15 protein-coding genes and 1 tRNA gene are annotated in these 16,058 nt (G+C 66.2%); 8 read left to right on the plus strand and 8 right to left on the minus strand.

All coding sequences use genetic code 11. The features are described from left to right. Positions 1-10: 10 nt before the first annotated feature. From DOM45_RS02065 to minC, 5 genes are all read right to left on the minus strand, one after another. Entirely contained in the window at positions 11-3,322 is a 3,312-nt protein-coding gene (locus DOM45_RS02065; RefSeq protein ID WP_110597867.1) for an autotransporter outer membrane beta-barrel domain-containing protein, read from the minus strand. A 116-nt stretch (positions 3,323-3,438) separates the two neighbouring features. Beyond that, positions 3,439-4,932: an exodeoxyribonuclease I gene (gene sbcB, locus DOM45_RS02070; protein ID WP_110597868.1), complete on the minus strand. Its 1,494-nt coding sequence runs from the start codon at positions 4,930-4,932 to the stop codon at positions 3,439-3,441. A gap of 90 nt (positions 4,933-5,022) precedes the next feature. Further along, positions 5,023-5,292 (minus strand): cell division topological specificity factor MinE, encoded by a 270-nt coding sequence (gene minE, locus DOM45_RS02075; RefSeq protein ID WP_110597869.1) that lies wholly within the window; start codon positions 5,290-5,292, stop codon positions 5,023-5,025. Then, entirely contained in the window at positions 5,289-6,110 is an 822-nt protein-coding gene (minD, locus tag DOM45_RS02080) for a septum site-determining protein MinD (protein ID WP_110597870.1), read from the minus strand. The genes minE and minD overlap by 4 nt, the downstream gene beginning before the upstream one ends. Positions 6,111-6,156: 46 nt before the next feature. Next, positions 6,157-6,897 (minus strand): septum site-determining protein MinC, encoded by a 741-nt coding sequence (minC, locus tag DOM45_RS02085; protein ID WP_110597871.1) that lies wholly within the window; start codon positions 6,895-6,897, stop codon positions 6,157-6,159. Positions 6,898-7,142: 245 nt separating this feature from the next. Here minC and DOM45_RS02090 point away from each other — a divergent pair, with 245 nt between their 5' ends. Together DOM45_RS02090 and DOM45_RS02095 are read left to right on the plus strand one after the other, a co-directional pair. Further along, a complete protein-coding gene (locus DOM45_RS02090; RefSeq protein ID WP_110597872.1) occupies positions 7,143-9,902 on the plus strand; it encodes a DUF349 domain-containing protein in 2,760 nt (919 codons plus the stop codon). Between the two features lie 28 nt (positions 9,903-9,930). Further along, positions 9,931-10,007, plus strand: a tRNA-Met gene (locus DOM45_RS02095). A gap of 126 nt (positions 10,008-10,133) precedes the next feature. Here the strand turns inward: DOM45_RS02095 and DOM45_RS02100 are convergent. Continuing rightward, complete coding sequence (locus tag DOM45_RS02100; protein ID WP_110597873.1) at positions 10,134-10,940, minus strand: DUF3750 domain-containing protein; 807 nt, start codon at positions 10,938-10,940, stop codon at positions 10,134-10,136. A 106-nt stretch (positions 10,941-11,046) separates the two neighbouring features. Between DOM45_RS02100 and DOM45_RS02105 the strand changes: the two genes are divergently transcribed. Beyond that, the gene (locus DOM45_RS02105; RefSeq protein ID WP_110597874.1) at positions 11,047-11,982 is read left to right on the plus strand and encodes a tetratricopeptide repeat protein; all 936 of its coding nucleotides are present in this window, start codon (positions 11,047-11,049) and stop codon (positions 11,980-11,982) included. 81 nt (positions 11,983-12,063) lie between these two features. Here the strand turns inward: DOM45_RS02105 and DOM45_RS02110 are convergent, their stop codons facing one another. Beyond that, complete coding sequence (locus DOM45_RS02110) at positions 12,064-13,215, minus strand: MalY/PatB family protein (RefSeq protein WP_110597875.1); 1,152 nt, start codon at positions 13,213-13,215, stop codon at positions 12,064-12,066. Between the two features lie 39 nt (positions 13,216-13,254). On the opposite strand from DOM45_RS02110, the gene DOM45_RS02115 reads away from it, so the two are divergent. Next, the gene (locus DOM45_RS02115) at positions 13,255-13,701 is read left to right on the plus strand and encodes a hypothetical protein (protein WP_110597876.1); all 447 of its coding nucleotides are present in this window, start codon (positions 13,255-13,257) and stop codon (positions 13,699-13,701) included. Between the two features lie 6 nt (positions 13,702-13,707). Here DOM45_RS02115 and DOM45_RS02120 read toward each other — a convergent pair whose 3' ends face one another. Beyond that, positions 13,708-14,040, minus strand: coding sequence for a hypothetical protein (locus tag DOM45_RS02120; RefSeq protein WP_110597877.1), 333 nt, complete (start codon positions 14,038-14,040; stop codon positions 13,708-13,710). 85 nt (positions 14,041-14,125) lie between these two features. Between DOM45_RS02120 and ybaK the strand changes: the two genes are divergently transcribed. Genes ybaK through DOM45_RS02140 form a run of 4 tightly spaced genes read left to right on the plus strand, consistent with a single transcriptional unit; the run spans position 14,126 to position 16,051 of the window. After that, positions 14,126-14,614, plus strand: coding sequence for a Cys-tRNA(Pro) deacylase (gene ybaK, locus DOM45_RS02125; protein ID WP_110597878.1), 489 nt, complete (start codon positions 14,126-14,128; stop codon positions 14,612-14,614). Positions 14,615-14,622: 8 nt separating this feature from the next. Continuing rightward, positions 14,623-14,952 carry a hypothetical protein gene (locus DOM45_RS02130; protein ID WP_110597879.1) on the plus strand — a complete coding sequence of 110 codons (330 nt, stop codon included), beginning with the start codon at positions 14,623-14,625 and terminating at the stop codon, positions 14,950-14,952. Beyond that, positions 14,921-15,442: a DUF501 domain-containing protein gene (locus DOM45_RS02135; RefSeq protein ID WP_110597880.1), complete on the plus strand. Its 522-nt coding sequence runs from the start codon at positions 14,921-14,923 to the stop codon at positions 15,440-15,442. The genes DOM45_RS02130 and DOM45_RS02135 overlap by 32 nt, the downstream gene beginning before the upstream one ends. 57 nt (positions 15,443-15,499) lie before the next feature. Then, positions 15,500-16,051, plus strand: coding sequence for an LOG family protein (locus DOM45_RS02140; protein ID WP_157958328.1), 552 nt, complete (start codon positions 15,500-15,502; stop codon positions 16,049-16,051). Positions 16,052-16,058: the final 7 nt, after the last annotated feature.

A 16,058-nucleotide genomic window follows, 5' to 3' on the forward strand; every position in this document is an offset into this window, starting at 1 on the left:
CAGAGTGCGTCTAGAAACGTATCGTCAGATTGGCATCGACACTCTGATCCCGGGTGTCGCTGGCCAGTCTGCCCGTGTAGCCCACCCCTACCGAAGTTGCCGACGAGAGCGCCATGTCGATCCCGGTGGCGAGCGTGATCGCATCCTCGCCCACCGGTATGCCGTCGACCGCAAAGGTCTCTCCGCCGCGGAAGGCCTGCTCCGCCGTTGGCGTGCGCTGGCCAAAAGCGTGCTGCCACCCTGCCGCCGCCTGCCAGACGGCGCTGGCGCCGCCGATCTCGAATGGTGTCGTCGTGCGCAGCCCGAGGGTCGAGTAGGTCACCTCCGCGTCTCCATCCTCGCCATCCAGGCCCGCCGCGCCGCGCTCCTGATAGCCGTCGCTGTGGAGATCGACATAGGCGAGCCCGGCGTAGGGTTCCAGCCGAGTCCGACCCGCCGTCAGGGCGATACCGACCTCACCGAAGAGCTGTGCGGTGCGCGCCTCGTAGGAAGCCTTGGCCGTCCCGGCGTCCGCAACGTCGATCGCGCGTCGTGTGTCGATATCGTGCCAGGCGTGCGCCGCGCCCAGGCGCAGCCCCACGGGCCCGAAGGAGCGGCCGGCGTAGGCGGCCAGGGTGTAGCTGTCGATCTCGGAGGAGGAGTCGCGCCGGTCGACGTCGTAGTCCGAGCGGCCATAGCCACCGGCCACACCGAGCTGCCACGCCGTCTCTTCGCTGGCGCCGACTACCCTGTCGATACCTACGAAAAGCCCGCGTGTCGAGCGCTCCAGCCCAGTGGCATTGCCATCGCCGTCACTCCTGCCCCAGCCGCCGAACCCTTGCAGCCACATCCCCGGGCGCTGATCGGGCAGTTTACCCAGCGCCGATGCGGCGCCCGTACTGGTGTGGTGAGGTGCCGACCCGGCACGCCGCAAGCGCCCGAACACGGCCTCGCGCACGAACCGGCTCTCCTCGATCAGTCCGGAACGCGTGCTGGCATGAATCTCGCCGGACAGCGCGTCGTAATCTTGGCGAAGGGTCGCGATATCGGTGGTGGCGATAACCGCGTCATAGATACCATTGCCCGCGCCCAGGCTCTCGATCCCGGCCGCGCTCGCCCGCTGATTGTCGGTCGCGGCAAGATCGGCGAAGCGGGTGTCGTTGCGAGCGACGTCGAGCACCACGGCATTGGCCTGGTAATCCAGGTCGAGATCGAAGAACGGCGAGTAGGACTCGGGCGCGTCGTAGGCGCCGGTGACGCCCCCCGCCGCGCTGATCAGGGTATAGCGGGAAGGCGCATAAGCGGCATCCGACAGCGGGGTCACCGCAAGCTCGCCAGCCAGCGACGCCGTGCCGGAAACATGGATTCGGTCACCGCGCCCGGCCCCCTCGATCTCCGCCCGGTAGGTGGAACCCGCCGTCTGCCGGTAGTCGCCGACCACGTTCAACTGGCCGACGGAGTTGCCGGGCGAGATCGTGCCCTTCACCGTCACGCTCCCCAAAGTGCCGTTGCCTCCGAGCAGGCCATCGGCCGCCACCGCAAGCGGGCCATCCAGCGTGCCGTCGAGATCGAGACGGCTGCCGCCGGTGATGTCGATCCCATCCGCGTAGCGCTGCGTGCCGGTGAGCCGCCAGTCACCCTTGATCGAGAGCAGTTCGACATTGTCGCCACCGGCAAACACACCCTCCCCGTCGAGCAGGATCGTATCGACGCCATCACCACCGTCGATGCGACCGTCGAACGTCGCCCCACTCTGGACGACCAGGGTGTCGTCGCCGCCCCCCAGATCCAGCGCCAGGCCGTTACCCCCGGCGATCCGCCCCGAGTTGACGACGGTATCGTCATAGTCGCCAACCAGCGAAATACCATAGCCATCGATACCCTCGATGGTGCCGCGGTTGATGATCGTGGTCTCGCCGTAGGCACCACCGCTGCTGCCATCGTCGATCAGAATGCCGTTGTCGGCGCCGCGGATCAGCGCACTCTCGCTGGCATTGACGATGGTGCCGCCGCCCATGGCGATCCCTTCGCTCTGATTGGGGGTATCGCCCGGCTTCTGGCCCTTGGCGCCGGTTCCCCGAATCGTGCCGCGGTTGGTGATATGGCCGATGAAGTCGATATCCACGCCGTCGCCATCGCCCAGCTCGGAGTCGCTATCGATGTCGCCGCTGATCAAGCCCGCGTTGACGACCGTCCCGTTGCCGTCGGAGCCGACACCCGAGCCGTTGCTCCCCCGGATCGTCGCGCCCGCCGCGTTGTAGACGGTCACCTCCACATCGGTGGTGATGCCGTGTCGCGCGCCGGATATCGTACCGCCGGCCAGGTTGTTGATCGTCGCGGCATGATCTTGCAGATCGACCCCGTCGTTGGAGGCATCGGGTTCGCTGCTGTTGGCGACGATGCTACCGGCGTTGTTGACCGTCGCCCCTGCTCCGGGGCGCAGGGCATCGGCGTCTTCGGCGCGGATTTCGCCGCCGGCGTAGTTGTTGATCGTGACCCTGGCCTGACCGGCTTCGATGTGATCGAAATCGATCGCCTGGCCACCGTCGTCGCCGGTGCCGGAGGAGAGAATCAGGCCGTAGTTGTCGACCGTGACCACCGCGTCGCCTCGCGGGCCGCCATCGCCATCGATCCGCACGGCGTCGTCGGTGGATTCGATGATCCCGGTACGTTCGTTGCGCAGATGAAACTCGGCAAGATGGGCGACATCGGCGACGTGGATTCCGCGATTGGCGGAGGCGGTCGATAGAATCCGGCCGGCATTATCGATGGTGATCTTGCCGGCGCCTGGGCGAATCGCATCGTTGTCGTCGGCCTCGATCACACCGCTTTCAGCATTGGTGATCGTGACGACAGCCGTCGGTGATTCGATCGAGGCGAAATCCAGGACCTGACCGCCGGCCGAATGCAGCGTGCCAGCGTTATCGACGATGATCTCGCCATCGCTTAGGTCAGTATCGACCCTGAAGACGTCGTTACCGGTGTCGATGATCGCGCCGGCGGCGTTGTATAGCGTCAGCGAGCGCTCGCTGTCATCCCCATCGGTGTCGATGCCCCGTTTCCGGCTGAGAATCGAGCCGGCGTTATCGATGGTCACGCCGGCAGCGGGCGACGCCCCGTGCCACTCGATCGCCGTATCCCTGTCGGTGTCGAGCACGGCCCCGGCCTCGACGTTCACCCTATCCGTGCCGGTCACACTGCGAGGTGTCGCTTCGGTATGACCGCTGGCGATGGCGTAGACGTCGGCCATGCTCGCCCCGGACACCAGCGCCGAAAGCGTCGCCGCCGACAACGACACCGCCCTCAGCGCCGCGCCGCGACGCCGTCCGATCTCGCTTCCCATGAAGTTCCCCTGATCCAGACTTGTTGGTTGTGATCAAGGGAATGCAGGCTAGGCAGCGAGTGTGACAGGGCGATGACGCGCGACGGCTGCGCGCCGACTGTCAGGCAGGGGATATCTCAGTAGGCGTCGAAGGCCTGCTCCGGCATGATCGATTCGACGTACATCACCAGCTCCTCCAGCACCTGGCGTTCGCGATCCCCCAGCGGGGTCTGGTTGAGCCGTTCGATCTCGCGGGCGAACTCCTTGAGGGTGAAGGCGCCGCTCTGCGGGTCGTTCATGCGCGACCAGCGGAACGCATCCCACTGCGCCTTCTCCTCGCTCTCCAGCGTCTCGGGATAGCTGCGCGCGCGCATGCGGAACAGCATCTCCTCCAGCCGCGGATCCTGGAAGGCGAAGCCGGTCTGCCCCAGCTCATCCGGCGGCGTGGCGTGGACCCGCTCCATCGCCTGACGGTCATGCGGCGAGAAGAAGCCGCCGGAATAGAGCATCAGATCGGGGTCCCGCGGTGGATCGGCGGGAGGCTCGGCGAAGGCCATCGCCGCCTTGCGGGAGGACTCCGGATTCTGCACCAGCGCCTGCCAGTGGCGCTCGCACAGCGGCCGGTCGAGCCCCAGCCGCTGGGTCACGGTCTCGTCGGCCGTGGCGATCGGCAACAGCACCGGGCTACGGTTGAGGTGAACCACCTTCAATGGAATCCGCGTTTCGCCTTCGGCCAGCTCGCTGTCGCTGACGAAGATGCGCGCACGAATCTCCTCGGGCGTCAGCGAGAACAGCGGTGCCGGATCGACCGCGAGGTCATAGACGATGATCCCGTTGGGGTTCGAAGGGTGCGCTGCCAGCGGCACCACCAGCGCGCTACAGCCGCGACTGGCGGGATAGCGCCGCGAGATGTGAAGCATCGGCTTGCGCGCCTCGACATCGAGCAGCCCGGCCACCCGGCGCTTCTGACGCAACGACAGCAGGTAGTCGAAGAACTTGGGGTTCTGCGTCCGCAGCAGCCGCGCCAGGCCGATGGTGGCCCGCACGTCCGCCAAGGCGTCGTGCGCCCCCTCGTGCGCGATGCCGTTGGCGGCGGTCAGATGCTCGAGCTTGAAGCTGGGCGCGCCATCCTCGCGCTTGGGCCACTCGATACCCTCCGGGCGCACGGCATAGAACGCGCGCACCGCGTCGATCAGATCCCAGCGCGAGTTGCCGTTCTGCCACTCCCGGGCATAGGGGTCGAAGAGGTTGCGGTAGAACAGATGACGACTCACCTCGTCGTCGAAACGCAAACTGTTGTAACCCAGCGAGCAGGTGCCGGGCACGCTCATCTCGGCCTGGATACGGGCGGCGAATTCCACTTCGGGAAGACCGCGACGCATGGCGGCCTGGGGGGTGATGCCGGTGATCAGGCAAGCCTGGGGCGTGGGCAGGTCATCGTCGGCCGGGCGCGCGTAGAGCGTCAGCGGCTCGCCGATTTCGTTGAATTCGGCATCGGTGCGAATGGCCGCGAACTGCGAAGCACGGTGCCGACGAGGATCGGCGCCGAAGGTCTCGTAGTCGTGCCAAAGGAAGGTGGGTTCTGCCTGAGGCTGGGCTTTGCTGTTACGGACCGCTCCGCTGTTGGCCATTCCGCTCTCCGGCTGCGCAAAAGGCCAAGCCTAGCACAGCCGGTGGTGCGACTCATGCACCGCCAACCAGCGACTAATGCATCGTCGGACCTAGCCTTTGACGGTCTCGCCCTCGTTGGGCAGCGTGACGTTGAGTTCGAGCACCGAGCAGTCGTTGTCGCTGTCGAGACTGATATTGATGGCGTCCTGGTCGACCTTGACGTAGCGCCGGATCACTTCGAGCAGCTCCTGCTCGAGCATCGGCATGTAATCGGGTTGTCCCCGATGCCCACGCTGGTGCGCAACGATGATCTGCAGCCGCTCCTTGGCGACGGATGCGGATTTCTTGCGTTCGCCCTTGAGAAAATCGAGTAGCCTCACCGGCGGCCTCCTCCTCCGAACATGCGTGCGATCAGCCCGCGTTTCTGCACCGACTGGAAACGAAGCGGCACGTCTTCACCCATCAGCCGGGACACGGTGTCAGCGTATGCCTGACCGGCGTCGCTCTTGTCGTCGTGAATGACCGGCACCCCCTGGTTGGAGGCGCGCAGCACCGCTTCCGACTCCGGGATCAGGCCGACCAGATCGATCGCCAGGATCTCGCGGATGTCTTCCAGGTTGAGCATGTCGCCGTCATCGACCCGGTTGGGGTTGTAGCGCGTGACCAGCAGGTGCTCCTTGATCGGGTCCCGGTTCTGCTCGGCACGACGCGACTTGGAGGAGAGCAGCCCGAGGATCCGGTCGGAGTCGCGTACCGAGGAGACTTCCGGGTTGGTCACCACCACTGCTTCGTCGGCAAAGTAAAGCGCCAGCTGGGCGCCCCGCTCGATGCCAGCGGGCGAGTCGCAGATGATGTAGTCGAACTCCTCGGAGAGGTCCATCAACACCTTCTCGACGCCCTCGAGCGTCAGCGCATCCTTGTCTCGCGTCTGGGAGGCGGGAAGAATATGCAGGTTCTCCGAGCGCTTGTCGCGAATCATGGCCTGCTTGAGTCCGGCCTCGCCCTGGATGACGTTGACCAGGTCGTAAACGACACGACGCTCGCAGCCCATGATCAGGTCCAGATTTCTCAGACCGACGTCGAAGTCGATGACCACGGTCTTGTTGCCGCGCAGGGCCAGGCCCGTGGCAATGGCTGCCGCGCTGGTCGTTTTACCGACGCCACCTTTACCGGATGTTACAACGATGATCTTGGCCAAGATGAACTTCCTGTTGCCCGATAACTATTGATCGTTCCCGCGCCAATCAGGTCAGCGCCGAGATCCTTAACTGGTCTTCCTTGAGTTGCACCTGCACCGAGCACCCCAGCATCTTTGGATCGATATCCTCGAGGCGCTTGTAGGTACCCGCCACGGAGAGCAGTTCGGCATGCAGATCATGGCAGAAGATACCGGCTTCGCGATCACCGTGGATACCGGCCAGGGCCCGCCCCCGCAGCGACCCGTAGACATGCACGCTGCCCGCGGCCAGCACCTCGGCGCCGGGATTGACGGCGCCGATCACGACCAGATCGCCTTCCGAGGCGGAGATCTGCTGACCGGAACGCACCGTCCCGCGATGGATGCGCCCTCCCGCCTGCACGGTCGCCTCCGGCGGCGGCACTGGCAGTTCCGCCTCGACCGCGGCTTCCACGGGTCGGGTGTCGACGGCTCGCGGGCGGCTCTCCTGCGGCGGAAACCAGCCCAGCCCCAGCGCCCAGGCCGACTGCTTGATCGGGTCGGAACCACCACGCACCGCTACCGGCAGCAGCTTGTGCGCGCGGCACACGGCGCAGATTCGCTCGAGAGCGAGATGGGGTTCGTCGAGCTGCTCGACGCCCAACACCACTGGAGTATGCTGGAAAAAGGCCGGTGCCTGACTGACCTTGCCGGCCAGTTGCGCGCGAATGCGCTCCGGATCGCCGCTGGCCAGTTCCATGACTGTCATCGGCAACATGCCGCCTTTAAACGTAAAGGCAGTGTCTGCCCGATCCCTGTTGAGACTCATGACCGAACTCCGCAGCGGGGGAAATGGCGTTTACAGGCCCTAAGCTAAGCGAGGGCGAACGCCGCTGCAACCGATCATAAGGCTCCTCAGACCTTTTGTCAGGTGTCGCCACCCACCGACGCCACCGGCGAAACGGGCTTTTACCACCGGCCGTCAGATGGTTAGATAGACAGTTGCCGTCGATTCCGCGAAATTGCGTGATCGACCTCTGCCAGCCCGTCGTTTTTCAGGATGCCACACCGGCCATGCCAGGACTTTTTCAACGCCTGTTCTCTCCCCGTTGGCGACACAAGGATCCCGCCGTCCGAGCCCAAGCCGCGTCGCAGCTGAGCCCGGATGAGCTCGACACACTCCGCCGGCTCGCTCTGGACGAATCGGCCCACGTCCGCCAGGCGGCGCTGGCTCGGGTGCAGGATCTCGACTCGCTGTTCCAGTGGCATGGCCAGTCGCCCAGCGAGGAGTCTTTCCAGCGTCTCGTCGATCTTCTTGGCGGCCGGGTCTCGCCCAGCCCGGACCTCAACACCCGCCTGGCGAAGGTCGAAGCGCTGCAGGATCTCGCGCTGGTCGATGCGCTGATCAGCCATGGCGACAACCTGACCCTGCGCTTGTCCGCCCTGGCCCGTATCGACGACGAGGACCGCCTGATTCACCACGCCTGTGAAAACGGCATCACGGCGGTGCGTCATGCCGCGGCGGAACGCGTCACCTCCCCCGAGGGACTGGCGCTACTGAGCAAGCAGGCTCGTCGAGACAAGCAGGTCGCCCGCCTGGCCCGCGAGCGGCTGGCGAGTCTGCGCGCCGATGCCGAGCAGCAGAGCCGGGAAGAGGCCGAGCGCGAAAAGTTGCTGGAGACGTTGGAAGCCCAAGCCCACCGTCCCTGGGAGCCGATGTTCGAGGCGCGCCTGAAACACTGGATCAAGGGCTGGGAGACGCTGACCGGCAACGCCGACGACACCCAGCGCGCGAGGTTCGATGCCGCCGTGACACGCTGCCGCCAGCGAGTCGCCGAACACGAGCATCAGCACCGCGAGATCGAACGCGTCAAGCGCGAGAAGTCCGAGGCGCAGACGACCCGCGAAGGCATTCTCGACGCCCTAGACCAGGCGTTGAAGATTGCCCTGGAGGCAGAACGCCTGACTCCCGAGGTGCTGCAAGCCTTGCAGGGTAAATGGCATCTGCAGGAGGAGCGCTGGCAGAGCATCTCGGACCACTACGGCGTCAGCAAGGCGTTCCAGCAACGCTATCTGGCCCTCGATCATCGCGCGCAGTCGATCTGGCAGGCCTGGGAGCGACTTCAAGCCGAAGCGCCCGCCCTGCGCGCGGGCCTGAAGGGCGAACAACCGCTATCGCCGATCCTCGACCGGTTGGCGTGGCCTGACGAACTGCCGCCGACCGAACTGGTGCTCGACGCCCAGCGCCAGGTGGCAGCCGACCAGCGCGGCGCGGACGCGGAGAACGCCGCCAAGGATGAAAGCCGCTGGCCGGATGAGGAGGTCGAGGCCCAACTCGAGGCACTGACGCAGGAGCTCGATCAGGGCCGTTATCGGCCGGCCTCGCAGTTGCATCGCCATATCCGCCAGTATCTGGAAACCAGCGGCCAGAGACTGACGCCAGCTCATGACCAGCGATACAAGCAGCAGACCGCCCGTCTTGCCGAGTTGAGGGACTGGCGGGGATTCGCCGCTGCGCCGAAGCGCGAGGCCCTGCTGGCCGCCATAGAAGCGCTGGCCGAGGCGCGGGAACGCTCCGATGGGGAGCGCCATCGCCACCATCAGCAACTGATTCGGGAATGGCGCCAACTCGGCGACGCCGCCGCGACCCGCGAACTGGCCCAGCGCTTCCGCGCCGCCTCCGATGCCCTCCACGAGCAACTGGCGGACTGGGAAGCCGAGCTCGAATCGCGGGAACAGGATAACCTCGCCGCCCGCGAGGCCCTGTGCGAGCAGCTGGAGGCCTTGCTGGCCAATCCCTCCGCCGATGCCGACCCGGATGGACTGCGCAAGGTCCGCGATGCCGCCCAGGAGCAGTGGGACCATCACTGGCCGGTGCCGCGGCGCCAGGCCGCCTCGACCGGCCGCCGCTACGCGCGCCTGCGCCGCCAGTTGCAGTCGCTGATCGATGAACGCGCCGGCGACGTCGCCGGACACAAGCGCGACCTGGTCGAGCAGGCAAGGCGGCTGGCGGAAGATTCGGCCCCGGCCAGCCAGCGCGCCGAGCAGGCCAAGTCGCTGCAACAGCGCTGGCGGGAGCTTGGCCGCGCCCCCAAAGGCATCGAGCAGACGCTGTGGCGCCAGTTCCGGAGTCATTGCGACGACATTTTCGCGGCCCGCGACGCCGCCCGCGGCGAGCAGCAGTCGCGTCAGCAGCAGCGCTTCGACGATATGCAGGCGCTGATCGATCGCGTGGACGCCTGGCAGCCGAATTCCGCCGGAGAGCGTGATGTACTGGATGCGGCCCTGGCGGAAGCGCAACGGCTGGCACCGCTGCCCCGAAGCCGGCGCAGCGAGGGCATGGAAAAGCGCTGGCAGGGCATCGTCCATGCCCGCGAGATCACGCTGGACCGTCTCGCACTGGTGGAAGAAGCGAAGCAGTGGCCGGACTACCGCCACTGGATGCGTCAATCGCTCCAGGGCGAACTCGACACCCGCCAGCTCGCCGGGGATCTGCGCCAGGCCATCGAGGGCCGGAACGAGCTGCAGTCACCGGCCCAGGCCGAGGAGACCCTGCAACGCTGCCTGGTCCAACTGGCGCTGCTGGCGGGGGACGCCATTCCCGAGGCCCTGGAGCCACTGCGCCTCGAGGTGCAGGTCGCGCGTCTCAACGATGCCCTCGGCCGCCCGCCGACGCCCCCCGAGGAACTCCGGCAGACCCTGCTGCGCCTGATGGCGACGGCGCCGCTGACGATGGAGATCTGGGAGCGCTACGAGCCCGCTTTCGATGGGGTGATGGCGCATCTGGGACAAAATGGTCGCCATCATGATGCAAAGGCCATTGACAGCGCCTAATCCATACGTATAATACGCCACACATTGATGCGGGGTGGAGCAGTCTGGTAGCTCGTCGGGCTCATAACCCGAAGGTCATCGGTTCAAATCCGGTCCCCGCTACCAAATTATTTAACCGGTGCCTTCCCCAGGCGCCGGTTTTTTTTGCCTCGACTTTCGCCCTACCCAGCGCCAGACAACGCCGTCCCCTCTTCGCTCAGGCCTGCTCACCGAACGAGCCCCCTCCCGTGATCATGGGATGTCCTGATCGACGCTCTCCTCTCCCGAACTCCCCGTCGGCTGGGCCATGCCGACACGGCCGATACCGGGCAGCTTCAGCGCCGGCGACTGACCGTCGAATCCGACCGTCAGCCCCAGCACGTTGAGTTCGAAGCCCTCGTCCCGGGCCAGCATCAGCCCGAACAGCCCGCCCAGCGAGAACTGATAGCCAGTGTGGGTGGGTGTCTGCGCCACGATCCGGCCCGGCAGATAGTCCTTGCCGATGGCGTTGGGCGGAAAGTCCACGGAGAGTTCCGGGACCTGTCTCACGACCCAGGCGATGAACGTATTGCTGTTGGGGCCCGGCCAGATCCGATAGCGATCGGACTCCGGATAGGCGGGCACGACCTCCTCGATCCCATCGATCGCTCGCGCCGCCCTCTCGCCCCGTAGCTCGGCGAGCAGCGTCGGCGGGTTGCCGTACCAGCGGCGGTCCGGCGGCGCATAGCCGGACTCCACCGTGGGCCGGCGCCAGCTCATCACCTGATAGACGCGATAGCGTTCGGCACCCTCGGCCTTGGTCGCGATCCAGGTGTGCACGCCGAAGGCGCCCCGCCATTCGAAAGCGCGCGCCGCGTAGACCTGGACCACCGCCTCGCTGACCTCGCCCGGATCGGGAGCCAATCCACTGGAGGAACGATCGGCATCGTGCCAGTTGGCATGCACCGGCACCTGCTGGGAGGCGAGCATGTAGGCCGGCCCCGACAGCAGGGCCAAGATCAGGACGATCAATACCGTCACGCTTGCCAGAACGCGCTTGAGTGGACGGGGAAGAGGCATCGAGGAGGCAGGTTCCGAAGCTTAAGTCGATCGCTGGGGTTGAATCGATACGGGACAACCCGCATAACAGTCCCCAATCTCGAATCGAACATCAAGGGTTTTTCGCATGGCTATCGTCGATCCTCGCACCGGGCAGCCGCTGACCGGCCCGGAAGAAAGCAGTCACAATGGCGCCGGCAGCAGTGTCGCCCCGGAAGACGTCATCGTCGACGTCACGCTGGAGAACTTCCAGCAGGTCGTGCTCGAAGGTTCGATGCAACATCCGGTGCTGCTGCAGAGCTGGGCGTCCTGGTGCGAACCGTGCAAGAACCTCAAGCCGGTGCTCGAGAAGCTGGCCCAGGAGTACGCCGGGGCGTTCGTGCTGGCCCGACTCGACATCGAGGCGTTCCCGCAGATCGCCTCGCAGTTGGGCGTGCGTTCGGTGCCGGACGTCAAGCTCATCTCCCAGGGCCAGCTTTACGACCAGTTCCAGGGAGCGCTACCGGAAAAGCAGGTACGCGAATGGCTGGGGAAATATCTGGAAGCGCCCGCAGAGGCATCCCAGAGCCCGGAAGAGATGGCAGAGGCAGCGCTGGCCTCCGGCGACAACGAGACCGCCCAGGCCATCTATCGGGAACTGATTCAGCAGTACCCGGAGTATTACGACTACCAGATCGATCTGGCCGGCGCGCTGGTGGCCGCGGGTCAGGTCGACGATGCCAAGCGCACTCTGGACGCGCTGCCGCCGGAACATCGCGACGCCGCCAAGGCCCGCGGCGTGCGGGCCCGCATCGAGTTTGGCGAGGAAGCCTTGAGCCAGGCCGAGATCGACGCTCTCGGGGAGCGCGACGACAGCGAAGCGCGCTATCAACGCGCGATGCGCCGGATCGCCGACGGTGACTATGAAGGCGGCCTCGAGGCACTGCTGGCGATCATGAAGAGCGACCGCGCCTACGGCGAAGACGCCGCCCGCAAGACGCTGCTGCGCGTCTTCGATGCGTTGGGCGCGAATCACCCGCTGACGGTCGCCTATCGCCGTCGCCTGTTCGCCATGCTCTATTGATCGACGCTGGCAACGGATGGCAGAACGCCCGGCGCCGAGGTCATCGGCACCGGGCGTTTTGCTGCCCGCCCCCGGGGAAAACTAGTCGGCCAGTAGACGGTCCAGGCGCAGCAGCGCCTCCTCCAGCCAGCTTCGCGGCATGCCGAAGTTGAGCCTGACAAATCCAGGCCAGCCGAAAGCCGCCCCATCGGAAAGCGCGACACGGGCCTCCTCGAGCAGCCGCTGCTGCGGGGCGTCGGCCAACGCACTCCGGCGCAGATCCAGCCACGCCAGATAAGTCGCCTGCGGCGTCGACATCGTGACCCCCGGCCAGCGCGAGACGTGCGCTTCGACCATGGCCAGATTCCCGCGCAACTCAGCGAGAAGCGCCTGGCGCCACGCTTCGCAATCCGCATAGGCCGCCAGCGATGCACTGAGCCCCAGCACGTTGACGCTGGGCAGGAGACCGGCCGCCGCGGCCTGGAACCGATGGCGCAGCGCATCGTCGCTGATGATCGCGCAGGCCGAGGACAAGCCCGCGATATTGAATGTCTTCGACGGCGCCCAGAACGTGATCAGTCGCGACGCCAACGCCGGGCAGAGCTGTCCCAGCGGCCGGTGTGGCAACGACGGATCGAGAATCAGATCGCAGTGCAGTTCGTCGGAGAGCACGATCAGGTCATGGCGCTCCGTCAGTTCGGCCAGGCCCTGAAGCTCGTCGGCACTCCAGACCCGCCCGGTCGGATTGTGCGGATGGCACCACAGCAGCACCCGCGTATTCGGCCTGATGGCGGCTTCGAGCGCTGCGAGATCGAGCCGCCACGGCTCGCCCGCCGCCGCCGGCTCCGCCAGCTCGAAGGTCTGGGCCTCGCGCCCGGTGTTTTTCGCCACGCTCAGGAAGGGCGGATAGATCGGTGTCGCCGTGAGCACGCCCTGCCCCGGCTCGCTGAAGGCCATGGCGGCCAGATTGAGTGCCGGTACCACGCCGGGCACCCAGTACTGCCACCCGGCTTCGATCGGCCAGTCGTAGTGATGCCGACTCCATTCGCAAAGGGTTTGCTTCAGCGCGGCGGAAACATCACCGTAGCCGAACACGCCGTGCTCGACGCGGGCCTCCAGCGCGGAGAGAATCGCCGGTGGCGAACGGAAATCCATGTCGGCCACCCACAGCGGCAGCACGTCCTCCTCATACTGCTGCCACTTCTTGGTCGGATGCTGGCGGCGATCGATACGCGTGGCAAAATCGAAATTCACGATAGTGATCTCATCATCGAAATGAATGGATTGACGAACATGTGCGAGCGGCCTGACGAGACTTCTTCCCGACCGTTCTACGCTCGGGTCCTGGCCGGCAGTTCGAAACTGGTCGGCCACTGGCTGATGCTGGGCCAGGCGGACCCGGACCGTCTGGCCATGATTCTGGCCGATACCGCGCGCATCGCCAAATTGGGCGAACCCGAGTCGACGCCGGACGGCGTGACGCTCACCCACTGGAGCGGTGACGCCACCCCGCCGCGCTGGGCGGCCAGAACGGCGCTGTTCCTGCTGGTGCAGATGCCCGCCAAGCCGCTGCCCCGGGATCACGACGAAGCCTGCGCCTGGGCCTACTGCTGGCTGCACAATCGAGAGTTCGAGGCCTGCGAGACGGCGCATGCCAGCTTGCCGGAGCACTTGCGCGACTGCCTGGCGGCGCCGCTGGCCGAGGCCTGGCAGGACTATCGCGGCCTGCGGCTGATTTGATGCCGGTCAGCGACCGGCACCGCGCGGCGGCGACTTCGGCACGAAACCCGCGGGCTTGCTGCCCAGCCATTCGGCGAAGGCACGAATATCGGGATGCGACAGCAGCGCCTCACGACTCGCATAATGGTCGGCGAGCTCGCGTTCGCTCAGCGTGCGGTGGAGATGGGAATGACACGGTCGGCAGACCCACAGCACCGCCGCGCGCATCCGCTCGAGGCCATGACGCTTGCGATAGCGCGGCTTGCGGTGCAACGTTCGGGGAATGAGATGATGACGCGTCAGCGGCGCGGCACGCTGGCACAGTGCGCAGCGCTCTATCATCCCGGCATCCATTACCATCGACAGGGAGTCTCCATAGCGTGATCAGCTTAGAAACCTCCGCTGGCTTCTCGCAACCCGTCCCGGCAACAGTGGCCGTCGCGCCATGACCCCCGCGATCCGCCTGCTCGAGTCACGCGGTGTGGCCCACCAGGTCACCAGCTACGAACTGGCGAGCGACGCCGACACCGCCGCCCAGGGCGCCTACGGCCTCAATGCCGCCCGGGCGCTCTCGTTACCACCGGCCAGCGTGTTCAAGACGCTGCTCGCCCAGCTCGACGACGACCGCCTGGTGGTCGCCCTGGTGCCCGTCGATGCCACGCTGGATCTCAAGGCGCTGGCCAAGGCCGCCGGCGTCCGCAAGGCGCGGATGGCGGATGTCCCGGTGGCCGAGCGTGCCACCGGCTACCTGGTCGGGGGCATCAGCCCGCTGGGCCAGAAGAAGCGCCTGCCGACCTTTCTCGACGAAAGCGCCTTGAAGCTCGAGACGCTGCACGTCAGCGGCGGCAGGCGCGGGCTGGAACTGTCGCTGGCGCGCCACGACCTGATCGCCCTGACCGCGGCCCGCACCGCGGATCTGGCGCGGCGCGGGTAGCCCTTCGCATGTCGATCGACTTCGACCTGTGGATCGACCCCGACGACCTCGATCGCCATCGCGCCGTCGAGCGCGTGCTGGAACACTACTTCATGGAGCGCCTGGCCGATTATCCCCATCTGCGTTTGCCGGGTCCCGACCCCTACGACTATGATGCGCCGTTCAATCGACTGCACACCGTGCTGGTCGAGCGCGCCCGCGACTATCTGCTGCGCGAATACCTCTACTCGCCCACGCCGATGCAACTGAGCCAGGCCTTCTACCGCGCCGTGGCTCGTTCCAACAAGGTCATACTGGATTCCCCCGATGGTGATTCACACCGATCAGAACCCGACTGACGCCCAACTGGCGATCATCGCCGAGCAGCTGGGCCGCCCGCCCCGCGGGCTCGAGGCGGTCGCCGCCACCGATGGCCAGGGGCGCCCGCTGGTCCTGCGCATGGCGCCGATCGTCGACGACGCGCCCTTTCCGACGCTCTACTGGCTCTCCTGCGAGCGCCTCAAGGTGGTGCTGTCACGCCTCGAAGCCAGCGGTGTGATCAAGGAGCTGGAGGCGCGTCTGCAGCAGGACCCCGAATGGCTCGCCAGCTACCACCAGAGCCACGCCGATTACGTCCGCCAGCGCTGGTCCTACATGACCGCCGAACAGCGCGCGGAGATCGAGCGGCGCGGCTTCACGCAACTGATGCGCGAACGGGGTGTCGGTGGCATCACCAACTGGGATCAGGTGCGCTGCCTGCATACCCAGTACGCCCACCACCTGTGCGGCGACAACGCCATCGGCCGCTGGCTCGATGCCGAGCACGACGTGGCCGCCAGCATTCCCTGAGCGGGGATACTGGCGGTACCTTTACACTTTCCATCGGTTTTTCTCAGGAGCGATAGCGTGCAGATCTGTGTTTACCTGGGTTCACGTGAAGGCAATGACGACCGCTTCGCCGCGGCGACGGAAGCGCTGGGTGCCGCGATCGCCAGACGCGGCTGGGGGCTGGTCTACGGCGGTGCCCGCAACGGTTTGATGGGCAGGCTGGCCAACGCCTGTCTCGCCGAGGGCGGCGAGGTGATCGGGGTGATGCCCGAGCACCTGGTCCAGCGCGAGGTCTCGCACCACGGTCTGACCCGGCTGATTCGGGTCGACAATATGCACGAACGCAAGGCCGCCATGGCTGCCCACGCCGATGCCTTCATCGCCCTGCCCGGCGGGATCGGCACGCTCGAGGAGCTGTTCGAGATCTGGACCTGGCGCTACCTCGACCTCCATCACAAGCCGATCGGCGTGCTCAATGTCGCCGACTTCTACTCGCCACTGCTGACCTTTCTCGATACCACCGTCGAACATGGCTTCCTCGATGCCTCGACCCGGCGCGTGCTGGTCGCCGACGCCGATATCGAACGCTTGCTGGACCGGTTGGCGGCGGATCGCGTCCCGGCCGCCTGACGCCGGG

This window comes from Salinicola lusitanus (genome assembly GCF_003206045.1).
Lineage (GTDB): Bacteria > Pseudomonadota > Gammaproteobacteria > Pseudomonadales > Halomonadaceae > Salinicola > Salinicola lusitanus.